At 49.2% G+C, this 12,873-nt stretch carries 14 protein-coding genes; 7 read left to right on the top strand and 7 right to left on the bottom strand.

Annotated elements, in window-relative coordinates; all coding sequences use genetic code 11:
• Window positions 1–33 precede the first annotated feature (33 nt).
• Together AACZ19_RS03110 and AACZ19_RS03105 are read right to left on the bottom strand one after the other, a co-directional pair.
• Window positions 34–807 carry an SDR family oxidoreductase gene (locus AACZ19_RS03110; protein ID WP_339631029.1) on the bottom strand — a complete coding sequence of 258 codons (774 nt, stop codon included), beginning with the start codon at window positions 805–807 and terminating at the stop codon, window positions 34–36.
• 221 nt (window positions 808–1,028) lie between these two features.
• Window positions 1,029–2,054 carry a helix-turn-helix domain-containing protein gene (locus AACZ19_RS03105; RefSeq protein ID WP_339631028.1) on the bottom strand — a complete coding sequence of 342 codons (1,026 nt, stop codon included), beginning with the start codon at window positions 2,052–2,054 and terminating at the stop codon, window positions 1,029–1,031.
• 345 nt (window positions 2,055–2,399) lie between these two features.
• On the opposite strand from AACZ19_RS03105, the gene AACZ19_RS03100 reads away from it, so the two are divergent.
• Complete coding sequence (locus AACZ19_RS03100) at window positions 2,400–2,615, top strand: hypothetical protein (RefSeq protein ID WP_339631027.1); 216 nt, start codon at window positions 2,400–2,402, stop codon at window positions 2,613–2,615.
• Here AACZ19_RS03100 and AACZ19_RS03095 read toward each other — a convergent pair.
• From AACZ19_RS03095 to AACZ19_RS03085, 3 genes are read right to left on the bottom strand one after another with little or no spacing between them, the layout of a single operon-like run.
• On the bottom strand, window positions 2,612–3,082 hold the full coding sequence (locus tag AACZ19_RS03095) for a hypothetical protein (protein WP_339631025.1): 471 nt from the start codon (window positions 3,080–3,082) through the stop codon (window positions 2,612–2,614). The two genes, AACZ19_RS03100 and AACZ19_RS03095, sit on opposite strands and share 4 nt — an antisense overlap.
• A 10-nt stretch (window positions 3,083–3,092) precedes the next feature.
• The gene (locus AACZ19_RS03090; RefSeq protein ID WP_339631023.1) at window positions 3,093–4,247 is read right to left on the bottom strand and encodes a HigA family addiction module antitoxin; all 1,155 of its coding nucleotides are present in this window, start codon (window positions 4,245–4,247) and stop codon (window positions 3,093–3,095) included.
• A gap of 12 nt (window positions 4,248–4,259) precedes the next feature.
• Entirely contained in the window at window positions 4,260–4,556 is a 297-nt protein-coding gene (locus AACZ19_RS03085; RefSeq protein WP_339631021.1) for a type II toxin-antitoxin system RelE/ParE family toxin, read from the bottom strand.
• 109 nt (window positions 4,557–4,665) lie between these two features.
• Between AACZ19_RS03085 and AACZ19_RS03080 the strand changes: the two genes are divergently transcribed.
• The 5 genes from AACZ19_RS03080 (at window position 4,666) to AACZ19_RS03060 (ending at window position 10,204) form a co-directional block, all read left to right on the top strand.
• Window positions 4,666–5,547, top strand: a complete 882-nt coding sequence (locus AACZ19_RS03080) for a DDE-type integrase/transposase/recombinase (protein ID WP_339631019.1) — start codon at window positions 4,666–4,668, stop codon at window positions 5,545–5,547.
• 3 nt (window positions 5,548–5,550) lie between these two features.
• The gene (locus tag AACZ19_RS03075) at window positions 5,551–5,772 is read left to right on the top strand and encodes a hypothetical protein (RefSeq protein WP_339631017.1); all 222 of its coding nucleotides are present in this window, start codon (window positions 5,551–5,553) and stop codon (window positions 5,770–5,772) included.
• 445 nt (window positions 5,773–6,217) lie between these two features.
• Window positions 6,218–7,621 (top strand): hypothetical protein, encoded by a 1,404-nt coding sequence (locus AACZ19_RS03070; protein WP_339631015.1) that lies wholly within the window; start codon window positions 6,218–6,220, stop codon window positions 7,619–7,621.
• Window positions 7,622–7,746: 125 nt separating this feature from the next.
• On the top strand, window positions 7,747–8,511 hold the full coding sequence (locus AACZ19_RS03065) for a hypothetical protein (protein ID WP_339631013.1): 765 nt from the start codon (window positions 7,747–7,749) through the stop codon (window positions 8,509–8,511).
• Between the two features lie 157 nt (window positions 8,512–8,668).
• Window positions 8,669–10,204, top strand: a complete 1,536-nt coding sequence (locus AACZ19_RS03060) for an acetyl-CoA acetyltransferase (protein WP_339631011.1) — start codon at window positions 8,669–8,671, stop codon at window positions 10,202–10,204.
• A 64-nt stretch (window positions 10,205–10,268) separates the two neighbouring features.
• Here the strand turns inward: AACZ19_RS03060 and AACZ19_RS03055 are convergent, their stop codons facing one another.
• The gene (locus AACZ19_RS03055) at window positions 10,269–10,772 is read right to left on the bottom strand and encodes an Lrp/AsnC family transcriptional regulator (protein WP_339631009.1); all 504 of its coding nucleotides are present in this window, start codon (window positions 10,770–10,772) and stop codon (window positions 10,269–10,271) included.
• Window positions 10,773–10,843: 71 nt separating this feature from the next.
• On the opposite strand from AACZ19_RS03055, the gene AACZ19_RS03050 reads away from it, so the two are divergent.
• Complete coding sequence (locus tag AACZ19_RS03050; protein WP_339631007.1) at window positions 10,844–11,680, top strand: PhzF family phenazine biosynthesis protein; 837 nt, start codon at window positions 10,844–10,846, stop codon at window positions 11,678–11,680.
• Between the two features lie 44 nt (window positions 11,681–11,724).
• Here AACZ19_RS03050 and AACZ19_RS03045 read toward each other — a convergent pair whose 3' ends face one another.
• A complete protein-coding gene (locus AACZ19_RS03045) occupies window positions 11,725–12,792 on the bottom strand; it encodes a TauD/TfdA family dioxygenase (protein ID WP_339631005.1) in 1,068 nt (355 codons plus the stop codon).
• Window positions 12,793–12,873: the final 81 nt, after the last annotated feature.

Here is a 12,873-nt window from a genome sequence, read left to right as displayed (position 1 = left end):
ACATAAACCTAGTCGCCCATCCCAAAGTTTGGGCTAAACACCAATCGTGTATCCGCCATTTACGGATAAATGCTGTCCGGTGATATAGCTGGCGGCGGATGAGAGGAGGAAACACACGGGTTGAGATACTTCGTCCGGCGTTGAAAAGCGCCCCATAGGGACTTGAGCCATTATGCCATCGCGGAACTTGTCTGAGCGGATTGTCTCGGTCATCTCGGTCTCGACGACACCGAAGCAGATCGTGTTGACGCGAATTTGCTTCGCCGACCATTCACGCGCGGCGCTCATCGTCAGGCCCATAACCCCCGATTTGGCGGCACCGTAATTAATTTGCCCAATTGTACCACGGCGGCCGGCATCGGACGAAATATTGACGATAGACGCCGGGCTTGTATCGCCATCCTGTGCGCGTTGATACATATGCCGACCCACGGCTTGCAAACAATAAAACACCCCCGACAAGTTGACGTCGATCACCTGTTGCCATGTCTCGATCGGCATTTTTGTTGCCATGGCGGCACGGACAATACCGGCATTGTTGACCAGACCATGAATTGCACCATTCCGCGCGACGGCTTTTTCCACCATATCCTGAACGAATCCCGGTTCTGCAACCGAACCGACGTACACTTCCGCGTTATCGCTTCCCAAATCATTGGCGATGGCATTTACCTTGTCTTCCTGAAGATCGACCAAAATTGCCTTGCCGCCGAGATCGACGACAAGTCTGGCAACGGCCTCCCCAATTCCCTGCCCCGCGCCGGTTACAATTACGTTGTGATTTTCAAGTGACATTGGATTTTTCATTTTATTTTTTTCTCCATCTGTTGAAATTCCTGTCGGGATTGCCCGCGCGTCAGAACGTGTTTGGGTGTCAGGAAAATATCAATATTCGTACGTGATACGCATATTGATATTTTTTATTTTTATGTCTGTCAACATCCCTCCTCCAAAAATATAGCTTTTTGGCGAGCAAAGTAGATCACCAAGAGCGAGGCGGCATGCTTAGTGCGCTCTGAGTAAATCGCTTAAAAAGTTGATATATCTTTGAAACGCAGACGGTACCGGTTTGGGCTTACACCGGTTGTTCGTTTGAATAGTCGGCGAAATGAGTTGGGTTCGTCATAGCCAACAGACTCGGCGATATCGTCTATCGCCTCATCCGACGTCTCCAACATTTGTTTTGCTTCTTCAATGCGCAAGGTCTGCACATACTCCAAAGGTGTATAACCCGTCGCAGATTTGAAACGCCGTTTGAAAGTCCGGGCGTTCAGACCAGACAGAAGGGTCATTTTAGCAACCGGATTTGTTTCTTCGTAGTTTTCCGCAATCCAGGTTTGGCTATGTGCAATAGTGGCGTCTTCATGCTGTTTCGGGCGCACCATAGCCGCAAATGGCAATTGACCGTCGCTACGGTCGCCAAAAAGAAAAACTTTCGCAATGTGACGAGCCTCATCTTCTCCGCAAAACCTAGCGATTAGATACAAAGAAAGCTCATGCCATGAGGATGATCCGCCGGAAGTGACAAGTTGATGTCCAGCGCCCGACGGAACGAGTATTCGATCTGGCTTTAACATTACATTGGGATAGCACTGCTTAAAATAGTCATTAGCGCTCCAGTGAGAGGTTGCTTCAAGATCATCAAGCAATCCGGCCTCTGCTAACATCAGGGCCCCGGTACAGACAGAGCAAATTATGGCGCCCTTTTGGTGTTGATCCTTAATCCATGAGACGGCTTCTTCCCATTTACCAATTGGATCCAACCCTGAGAGGACATCCAGGTCCCCGACAATTACTACGTCCGAACGATGCGCCTCTTTGAAACTATGATCAGGAACAATTGTTGCGCCCAATGTCGTGTGTATGGGGTCTGTCGAAGATCCAACAATTCTTGGGATCATGCGACCGCAATTAGCTTTTACGCCAGTCAGAGCCTCCCAAGCGCCACCAACACAGGAGAAAACTTCATGCATTCCGTAAACGATCGCCGCAGACATTTCCGGCACCGCCACCAGGCTGACAGAGATATTTTTTGAATGAAATGAACGAGGCATATTGAAATAATGTCATATTTGACCCGTTATTGTCAATACTGAGACTAACGGAAACCTCTTTCATGTGTAATTAAGTCCTCCAACAGCGAGCAGCACTGAATTTATTCGCTCGCCCGAGGAGACGAAAATGATGAGTTTTAACACAAAAGAACTGGACACATCTGTCCTGATCAGCCTGCCAGAAAATGATGGCAGGTTTAAATCAATCCACACTCAAACCCCCGAGTCGCATGAGAGCAGTATTAGTTGTCAAGCGGACGGGAAATTTGGTAGTGGGTCACTTTGAAATTTAGCGTCTGAAAGCTATCAATTGAATATTTATCCATCCAGTGCCATATTTAAAGCATGACAGATAAACCTAAAAGACCCAGAGACGCTAACCAGCTTGCGCATATGATTGCGGGCATCGCAACGGGTGAGGACGTAAGGAGCGAGACCGATACGTCAGCACAGAGTAAAGGCGGTAAAAAGGGCGGAGAAAGAAGAGCTGCGTCGCTAACGCCGGAACAGCGAGAAGAGATTGCACGGCTTGCTGCGGAGGCTCGCTGGAAAAAAGGCTAAGCCGCCTCTTCTCCACCAAATTTGCGTTCTTCTATGTCGTCCCGGAAGTCGAATAACATTTGAATTGGCTGTTGATCTATATGAATCGCATTATAAGCCTCAACATCAGTGTTCAATTGAACACAGTCGCCAACAATTTGACCCCGCCGCTGAATGAAAGCCTTTTGCATGTGCTCTCTAGCCGCATCCTTCATGATGGCCCAGAAAGTATATTGCACGCCGCCCTTGGTTACACGAACCGCGTGATTTAAGCGATACCTCCTGCCGTCTTTGTCTGTCGCATACTCTTCACGAAGAGCAGTCGACATATCCGACGCTAGCTTATCTAACGGGTCAACCTCCGGCATTTCGATCATACCTTGAGAAATCCCCCAAGCCACCGCTTCTCGCGCCGTTGCAGGAACCGATCCGTGTTCAGCCTTGTACTTGTGCCAGACCCGTTGCAGTTGCTCTTTATACTTGGCCATTTTGCCCTCCTTACAAGCTCACAGGTGCGGGTTCGCCCCACCCATCCATGATTACATTGCCGTTAAGAAAGTGCCTGATTTTGACTTTGTGTTTTGCCAACCATTTGTATCTATTTTCCTTGTATTGACGCTCCATTTTGTACTGGAGTTGCCCCACTACAATACCCGGGTGACGTTGTAACCGCCGCGCAAGACCAAGCGTATCGCGTTCTGACATATAGGGGTATTTTCGGAGAATGAAAGAATCCAGCGTACCTTGATCCGCACAGAATTGAGACGCTGCTTGGTTGGCGAGAATTTCCGATTGCGGCAGGCCTGCCGCCTCAGGATCAATATCAACGTCTACAATTTCTGACGATAATTGGTCTTCTTGCCCGTCCTTGTTTAGCAAATGTTCAATCTCATGGCGCAACACGAACCAGAAGTTATCAATTCTGTCTTGACGACAGGTCATTCCGATAACAGGGGACTTTTTGTCCAGCCAAAAACAAACTCCATCAATGTTCGCATTCGGTAAAGTTTCCACAACAACAAACCTGATGCCCGCATCCGATAGGACGCGAGGAACATGACGGATTTCTTCCGGTTCAACCAAGAAGCGCTCCAGTTCTCTTAGCGCGTTTTCCAATTTTGCCTCGGAGTAGGCGGGAACCACGACTTCCGCCGCGATCTGATTGACACGATACAACCATGCCCATTGAAGTGGCGTGGTTTCGGAATAGTCCCCACCTTTCTTCGCGTTGTGTGCGAGGCAGGGAACTTGATCCAGAGAATTTGTCTGAAAAAACCTCATAACCTGTGCTTCAAGAAGCGACACATCTTGAGTTTCCTCAAACCAATTGCGCTTGATCATTTCCCGTATCGGAAACACGGATTGCAACTTCGCCCTCCGTTCGATTGCAGGGTCCGCCGCGCGCGCAGTGGAAAGCTCATAAGCCTTTTGAAGATTGAGAAAATACTCCGCAGAAATTCCAAACGCCTTGGAAAGCGACTGGGCCATATCTGGGCTAATCCCTCTTTTGCCGGACATTATGGGGTTAATGGCCTGTTCTTTTACACCAAGAATATAGGCAAGATCACGCTGCGCCCATCCACGTGATTCCAATTCATCTCTAATAAACTCCCCTGGATGAGGGACTTCGTTCAACAATGCTGCAATGCTCATCGAGTACCCTCCTTAGTGCGGGTCACCAATAAATGTGACGGTTGCTATGGCACCGGCTCCTTCGCCTGAAACCGTGAAGAAAATTCTATACTGCTTGTTCACGCGGACCTGCCTTGTTTCATTGTCGCTTCCCTTGCGAATTTTGTAATCCAGCCCACCGATGTTGAAGAGGTCGCTTTCATATTTCGCCGCCTCTAACTTCACCAACGTTTTTTGAGCGGCCTTAATCACGACAATTGGTAACCCCATCTTGTGGGCTTCATCTGTGCATATCCGTGCCAGATCATCGTTTGCGAACTTCACTTCCATGCTGATTCTAAGTATATCGAGTATGCGCCTATGTCAATACACAACTTAACGTCAGGCATTTATTTTAATATATGCTTGACTATTGGTCATTTTGAATTATATTCGAATTATGAACAAGCTAGACATCAAAACCCGCACTCTAATCATTCGCCTTTTGGTCGAAGGTAACAGCATACGCGCCACGTCACGAATTGCAGACGTATCAAAAAACACGGTCAACAAGTTATTGATCAATGCAGGCCGGGCTTGTTCAAAATACCACGACGAACACGTTCGCAACGTCAATGCGTCTGTTATCCAATGCGATGAAATCTGGAGTTTCACTTACGCCAAGCAGAAGAACGTTAAGACTGCAACTGCTGCGCCAGAAGGGGCAGGTGATACATGGACATGGACCGCCATTGATAGCGATAGCAAACTGATCTTGTCCTATTTGGTCGGTGGCCGGGATAGTGAGTATGCAATGGCTTTCATGGATGATCTGCGCGGACGCCTTGCTAATCGGGTGCAATTGACCACAGACGGACATAAAGCATACTTGGAAGCAGTAGAGGGCGCTTTCGGCGGTGATGTGGACTACGCGCAGCTAATTAAGATATATGGCGGACCTTCCGGCAATAAGGGACACGAGAAGAAATACTCTCCGGCGGAATGCGCGGGGATCAGAAAGACTTTGGTTGAAGGTGAGCCGGACAAAGCACTGGTATCAACATCACATATTGAACGTCAGAATTTAACCATGCGTATGCACATGCGCCGCTTTACTCGCCTCACCAATGGCTTTTCCAAGAAAGTTGAAAATCACGCTTACGCTGTCGCTCTTCATTTTATGTATTATAATTATGTTCGCGTTCATCAAACTTTGAAAGTTAGCCCCGCAATGCAAGCTGGCCTTACTGACCGTCTTTGGGATATTAAGGACATTGTGGCGTTAATTGATGCTGATGAACCTACACCGAAAAAACGCGGACCATATAAGAAGAAGGGATAAAATATGAATTTCGTGGACTGGATTGTTTTGGTGTTTGGGATGTTGTCTGTCTTCTTTTGGCTGGCCTCAGCATTTGTGAAATGGCCGTTTGGCTATGATATGGATAAAGATCTCGCAAAGGCAGCGAGAAAATCTGGATGGCTCAATGCCATCGCCGCTACCTGTACAGCAATTAGTGTCGCAACTCCCGCTGCTGAGAAACTGATTCAACTAATTTCAAAGTGACCCACTACCGGAAATTTGAGATGTGGAAATCAAGAACGCTTGGTCTTCTCGTGACCTTGGCAAAAAAATTTCAGCAGGCACGTAAGGCCCGTAAGTCATTCGAATGTTTGATGACGATGGATAGTCGGCAACTGGCTGACATTGGTCTCACACGCACTGAAATTCAGGCTTGCCGGAATGGCATCGTAAGAAGCATTGCCAATGGAAACCAGGTTCAGGCAAGTGAAATAAATGACCATAGGCGTGCGGGTTAAATAATTGTGGTCGGCCTGCCTTCACCTCCCGAAATGCAGGTGGGCTGACCACGGTCATTTTTACAAACACACGTCATATTTGACCCGTTATTGTCAAATATGGAACTAACTACTTCCCTCGTTATATGCAAGAAATTCTGAAACGGCGGGCTGTCTCTTTGACCCCTCCCGCTCGCCGAATGGAGATAAATATGTTCGAAACAACAAGACGTAAATTGCTGGGCGCCTCGATAATCGGTGCCAGCGCGGTACTAGGTGGTGCTGGTTTTCCCGCCTCGGCCAGTAAGTTGAATAGGAAAGGAAAAATAATGCTGAACAACCTGCCGGATCTGCCAAAGGGATTGATAGAAGCGACTGAGTTTCCGTTGATCGAAGCAATCCACGGAAGACGCTCCCGGCGTTTCGCCCGCGGGGCATCCATACCTGACGGCCCGTTGGCCTATACGTCAAAACACGCTCCCGCACCGTTGAGCGAGATGGAACAGCTGTTGCTGTTGACGACAGTTGGAGGCAATACAGGCTGGTCAAACCTTATTCCCAATAACCGGTTCTATCTGCCGAAAATTCCGAACTATGCAGGAGCGGCCGGCGGGCGAACATTTCCCTCTGCTGCGGGATTTCATACGACGGAAATCTTTTATACCGATGACAACGGATCGTACTTTTTCCCGACACGAGATATGGCCGCAACAACGGCAAAATCGGCCGAGGGGGCAACTGATCTCAATGCCTATCTCGATGAACATAAGGCTCGAATTGTAAAGCTTTCCGATGGTCGATTAAAGACGCCGGCCTCTCCTTTGCATATGGAGATGCATAACGAATGGTGCGCGAACGTGCCGGGTAGCACGCTCGTCATTCCGGTGGCGGACGTTGCCCAGCATATGATCCTTGTCATGTGTTATCTAGTGCAGAACGGCGCCTGTATATATGACGATGTCAACAATCAGCCGATCCCGGGACTTGAAAAATTCAAGAACCTGGTTGATATCGAAAACCCGTATCCGCTTAGCTATCTTGAACAGCTTGGATTGACGGAAGTGACAGTCGAGCTGTCTACGGCATGCTATGCAGGCGCATTGATGTTGCAGGCGCTGGGGCTTGGCGGATGGATGTATGAGGGTATTAATCCTTTTAGCGTTCTGGGCGCAAGTGGTGATCCGGATGTGCCGGGCCTCGGTTTCCGTTTTGATATGCACGATGGGCAACCTTTGCCCAATATAACGGGACTGGAAGGTGTATTCGAAGGCCATTGCCCGCCGCATTTCAAGGATATGCGGGCAGCCGTTGAATCCGTTGTCTCTCGAAAATTCGGCACCGGCGGACCCTTTAACCCGCAGACAGACGGGCCCTACAAGCAAAACGCAAAAATACGAGGCAGTGCCGCGCCAATCGGTGACGAGTTTGTCGACTGCGTAACCGCAATGGCGCAGTATGTTCATGACAAGTTTGGCCGTTTCCCGGCCACCGTGCCCTCAATCTTCACCTTGATGTATCTGCAAGCTCATCAACTCGACACAGAGTTCTACGATACACATTTCACGTCAGGTGCGTACCTTAGAACGCACGCTGATCACGAGAAGAACTGGGCCTGACCTTATCAAGATAACCCCGGGCGGCGAGCATGGATCCTGGAGTCCGCCGCCCGATATCCTAATAACTATTTGATAACAATATAAATACTGCGCTGGATTTATTCCATCTGCGGAGGAGAATTGACATGATTCAACGATACTCAATTCTAATCTATGCTTTGGGCGCCTATGCCACAGCATCCATCAATCTGTTATATATTATGGGCTTTCTTGCTGAGCTCTATGTTCCAAAGAATATTACTGATGGTACCCAGGGGGAGCTCTGGACGGCAATATTTATCGACGTCGGCCTCCTCTGGCTGTTTGGTCTGCATCATTCTATCACGGCCCGCACATGGTTCAAGAAAATCTGGACCCGGTTCATTCCGCCTCCTATCGAAAGGGCAACATATCTTTATATGACGGCAGTCATGACGGGGCTTCTGATCCTGTTCTGGCGACCAATCCCGATAACCATCTGGCAGGTCGATAACGAAGTGCTTAAGGGCACTATTTATGCCGCATATCTGCTTATTTGGAGCCTGATGCTGCTTGCAATCTTTCAATTTGGCCATTTCGGCTTTTTCGGTCTCAAGCAGGCATGGGAAAGATTTCGGAATAAAAAAGCTGCATCCGCCAGTTTTAGCGCCAGATGGTTCTATGGTGTCGTGCGTCATCCAATAAGCTTATGCTGGATGATAATGCCGTGGATCACGCCACATCTGTCTGTTGGGCATGTTGTTTTTGCGCTCGGCATGACAAGCTACATTTTGATCGCCACCCCGTTTGAGGAAATGGATCTGATCGGAGAACTCGGAGATAAATATCGGCATTATCGAAAAAATGTTCCGGCCTTTATTCCGTTTGCCCGAAAGAAACAAGTGACTGCGCAGATTGAGCCCGCTGAATAACTAAGTATTTCGAGGTTTATCTGGGCAGATTGAGGGTATCTTCTTTTTACGTAGATACCCTTTTTCACTGGCATTGCCAATTGACACCGTTCTCCCGTGCGTCTCATAATCGGATACAAGCTTCGACACTGAATAATAAATAAAAAGAGTTCAGACCATGGATGACAGTCGCACACCGGTTCTGGTTGGATGTGGCCAGATAACGCAGCGGGAACCTGACCCTTCAATAGCCTTAGGCCCCATGGATCTGACGGCGGCGTCTGTCAGCAAGGCGGCCGAGAATGCTGGCGCGGGAGCGGCCCTGCTGGAGGCACTTGATACAATCGTCGTCATTCGTTCGTTCTCGGATACAAGCTGGCGGTTCGCTAGCCCATTTGGCGGCCCTGTGAATGCGCCGAAGTCAATAGCCGATCGAATTGGAAATACAAAGGCTAAAAGGCTCATTTATACATACCCGGGCGGCAACATGTCTCAGTGGTGTGTGAACAGGTTATTTGAGATGGTGACCGCCGGAAAAGTCGAAGCGGCTCTCATTTGCGGGGGTGAAGCGCTTGCCACGCAAAGGAATGCTCAAAGAGCGAAGCTAGAACTCGATTGGTCCGAAAATACGGGTGAAGCACCTGAGCATTGGGGTGTGGCCACCAGGGGCTGGAATGATAATGAAGATCGGCATCGCATGGCGGGCGCCATTTTTTCCTATCCACTTTTTGAAAACGGTATTCGCCATCATTTGAAACGATCGATTCCGGAACATATGGCATCCATGGGAAAGCTGTTTTCCCGGTTTTCGAACGTCGCTAGCGATAATCCGCTCGCCGACCGAAGGGACGGATATTCGGCAGAACGGATTTCTACCGTCGGACCGGACAATCCCTATATCGGATTTCCCTATACAAAGCTGATGAATGCCAATGCCTATATTGATCAGGCGGCGGCCATTATACTGACATCCGTTGCCAAGGCCAAAGAACTCGGTATTCCCGAGGATCGGTGGATTTACCTGCATGGGTGTGCGGACGCGCATGATCACTGGTTTATTTCCGATCGACACAACTACTATTCGTCGCCGGCCATGCGTATTGTGGCAAAGGAAGCGCTGGAAATGGCGGAGATCGATATCTCCGCAATCGACAAATTTGATCTTTACAGCTGCTTTCCCTCCGCTGTCGAGATCGCGTGCAAAGAGATGGGTATCTCCGAGGACGATCCTCGGGGCCTCACGGTTACCGGCGGACTTCCCTATTTTGGCGGCCCGGGGAACAATTACGTTACACATTCCATTGCGCAAATGATGGATGAAGTGCGGAAAGAGCCGGGGAGCCGGGGAATGATAACGGCCAACGGAAACTATGTGACCAAACAATCCGTCGGCATCTATTCTACGGAGCCCCCGGCCAAGCCCTTCAAGCCCAAAGATCCTGCCATTTACCAAAAGAATATTGACGATGATAAGGGACCGGAAGTTGTTGAAAATGCCAACGGGGCATCTGCCATTGAGACCTACACGGTGATGCATGACCGGAACGGCCCGTCATACGCGATCCTGTTTGGTCGGTTATCTGATGGTCGCCGGTTTATCGCCAACACGCCAGACGATCCAACCCTTCTTCAAAATATGATTGATCAGGACTTTATGGGAGCTGAGGGAAAAGTCACGAATAGTGAGGGAAAAAATGTTTTTGAGCCAAGCTAAGGCTTAATTTAGATGTTCAACCAAATGCAAATTGGCACTTTAGATGAAGTCAGGGCAAGGCTGTTTAGCTCGCAGGTGTTCTATTCCTAATAGGTGAAGATTTCACAATGGACGTATTGGTTTCGGCCTTCTCATGAAACGGGTCGAGTAGCTTGTCCAGTTCCTGAATGGATCTAAGCGAAATGCGGGAGATGAAGCAATCATCTCCGGTTACTTTGTCGCAGGACGTGAAGCGGGGCTCTTCGACTATCATTTTTTCCACGAGATGCAAATTTCCCGGCCGGGGCTTTATCCTGACAATTGCTTCCAGGCTGTAGCCAAGCGCATTTGTATCGATATCGATGGTAAATTTTCGGATGATCCCGCGATCTTCAAGGCGCCGGACTCTGTCCTTGACGCTTGGCGCCGACATGCCGACGAGCTTTGCGAGCTCACTCATGCTCAGTCGCCCATTTGATTGGAGGGTGATGAGGATATGGCGGTCGGTGTCATCTATTTTGTTTTCTGAAACAAAGGATATTTTGAAAATTACCTCATAAAATATAAAAAAAATGTAATAATGCCTCACTTAATGTATTAATAATAGCTATATTTATTGTCATATTCAAGGCGTGAAGTTTTGGATATTTGGAGATAGAAATGACTGTTATAAAAATTGCCGCTTTCTCGGACGGCAACATTGGTGGAAACCCAGCTGGCGTGGTCTTGTGTGAGGCGCTCCCGACTCCTCAGGAAATGCAAGCGGTCGCGGCGGAAGTAGGGTTCTCTGAAACGGCATTTGCGGCGGCGGAAGGAGACGGGAAAGATTGGCGTGTTCGTTATTTTTCACCGGAATCTGAAGTGCCATTCTGTGGTCACGCGACCATAGCACTTGGTGCGGCATTGGCAGAAAAATATGGATCCGGCAAGTACATGCTGCGGCTAAATGATGCCGAAATTAGTGTCGAAGGGGAGTCGAGGAAGGGGCGATATGTCGCGGCATTGCAGTCTCCACCGACATGGAGCGAAGTATTAAATGAGGCGGAAATAAATTCGACTTTGTCACTTTTCGGCTATGCTCGATCCCAGCTTGATAACAATATTCTTCCCGCGCGCATTCATGGTGGTGCCGATCATTACGTCATCGCGCTGAAAAGCCGGGACGATTTAGGATCCATGACCTATGATCTGGAGTCCGGTCGTCAGTTTATGCGAAGCCGGGGCCTGATAACCGTAATGTTTGTCTGGCAAGAGGACGAGGAAACCTTTCATGTTCGCAATGCGTTTGCCTCCGGCGGCGTAATCGAGGATCCGGCGACTGGAGCGGCGGCGGCAGCTTTTTCCGGCTATCTGCGGGACATTAATCGGCTTCATAAAGGAAAGATATATATCACACAGGGTGAGGACATGGGCATCCGCTCGATGATAACGGCTGAATTTGACAAAAAACCCGGGAGTTCAATACGGATTTCCGGAACGACCCGTAAAATGGATTGATAATTCTGGTTCTGTTTTTGGCATATTGAATTAACGGCTGTCTATCAACCGTCCGCATCCAGCGGAACATTCAGTTTTGTTCCTTCAACGATAATGCCGCCTCGGTTACCAATCTCGATAGAGCCATAGCGTTGCCGGAAACAATCCGGCAACGGACGGTCGTCCGGCAATGACAGCCATAACCTCAGCAAATGACGCCTTTTGTCCGGCTCTGGCCAATCAACAAAGGCAGTCCGGTCATGCATAAGCGCGTGGTTATAGACAAACTGCATGTCTCCCGGCTGCAGTTGCATAGAGAGATGCAGGCGAGGGTCATTTGCGAGGGAATCAAAGAAATCAAGGGCCTCCAGCTGTGTGCGGGTGAGGCGAGGGGCGTCGGGAAATCGTTGTGCACTGTTGACATATTGTCGTTGATATATCCCGGTTAAGAAGCCCTGATGCCAGTTCAGCACCGGTATCTCGAAATAAGCTTTTTGTCCCGTTGGCACTTCACCCCGGCGATCCGTCGCAACGGATTTGAACAATTCTGCAACCAGATCCGGCCGCTGCCGCTGCATCTCGTTATAGATGGTTACGGTGCTGACCAGCAGGGACTGGCCGCCTTCCTTCGCCGAACGAAGGCACATCAGTCCGACAACATCGGTGGAATCCGTATGAAATGTCTGGCGTTGGGATGTCTGGTAAATCCGCGTTCCTGCATCATTCGCATTCAGGCCCAAATCTCGTACATGTCCGAGGATATGGCCCGCCGCGTTCTGCGAGCGGGGACGCCCCAGATGGGCACCGATGCCACAGAATATTGTTGCTGCCATTTTCTGGCTATAATCCGATACGGGTAAGCCTCGTATAAGCTCAAAGCCGATGCCGTGCATCAGCTTGTCCCGTAGATCCCTTAGTCTGGGCGCCAAAAGCGGAAGCGGAAAATTCTCCTTCGATATCAGTCCGAGATCAAGATCGCCGGACTGGAATTTTACTGCCGCATTTTCCAGTTCAGACACTTCCTCTGCCAACAGGTATGTCAGCCAGATATCCGTGTTCTTCGCCATTTCATGGCCATACCATGCACTCGGCGTGTCAATTATCGACGGAGGGAGTGATCGTTTAGTATCCATTGCCAGGCCCTTTTTGCCGTCATTTTATAGTTTGCTGCAATTGAAGTACAGGGGCTTGCTTGATGCAGGCTATGACTGAGG

Source organism: uncultured Sneathiella sp., assembly GCF_963973085.1.
Taxonomy (GTDB): domain Bacteria; phylum Pseudomonadota; class Alphaproteobacteria; order Sneathiellales; family Sneathiellaceae; genus Sneathiella.
The sequence above is the reverse complement of the archived record's forward strand: the minus strand, read 5'-3'. Positions and strand labels throughout refer to the sequence as shown.

Coding starts and splice junctions, on each gene's coding strand:
- AACZ19_RS03110 (WP_339631029.1), bottom strand. CDS start 807: ATGAAAAATCCAATGTCACTTGAAAATCACAACGTAATTGTAACCGGC.
- AACZ19_RS03105 (WP_339631028.1), bottom strand. CDS start 2,054: ATGCCTCGTTCATTTCATTCAAAAAATATCTCTGTCAGCCTGGTGGCG.
- AACZ19_RS03100 (WP_339631027.1), top strand. CDS start 2,400: ATGACAGATAAACCTAAAAGACCCAGAGACGCTAACCAGCTTGCGCAT.
- AACZ19_RS03095 (WP_339631025.1), bottom strand. CDS start 3,082: ATGGCCAAGTATAAAGAGCAACTGCAACGGGTCTGGCACAAGTACAAG.
- AACZ19_RS03090 (WP_339631023.1), bottom strand. CDS start 4,247: ATGAGCATTGCAGCATTGTTGAACGAAGTCCCTCATCCAGGGGAGTTT.
- AACZ19_RS03085 (WP_339631021.1), bottom strand. CDS start 4,556: ATGGAAGTGAAGTTCGCAAACGATGATCTGGCACGGATATGCACAGAT.
- AACZ19_RS03080 (WP_339631019.1), top strand. CDS start 4,666: ATGAACAAGCTAGACATCAAAACCCGCACTCTAATCATTCGCCTTTTG.
- AACZ19_RS03075 (WP_339631017.1), top strand. CDS start 5,551: ATGAATTTCGTGGACTGGATTGTTTTGGTGTTTGGGATGTTGTCTGTC.
- AACZ19_RS03070 (WP_339631015.1), top strand. CDS start 6,218: ATGTTCGAAACAACAAGACGTAAATTGCTGGGCGCCTCGATAATCGGT.
- AACZ19_RS03065 (WP_339631013.1), top strand. CDS start 7,747: ATGATTCAACGATACTCAATTCTAATCTATGCTTTGGGCGCCTATGCC.
- AACZ19_RS03060 (WP_339631011.1), top strand. CDS start 8,669: ATGGATGACAGTCGCACACCGGTTCTGGTTGGATGTGGCCAGATAACG.
- AACZ19_RS03050 (WP_339631007.1), top strand. CDS start 10,844: ATGACTGTTATAAAAATTGCCGCTTTCTCGGACGGCAACATTGGTGGA.
- AACZ19_RS03045 (WP_339631005.1), bottom strand. CDS start 12,792: ATGGATACTAAACGATCACTCCCTCCGTCGATAATTGACACGCCGAGT.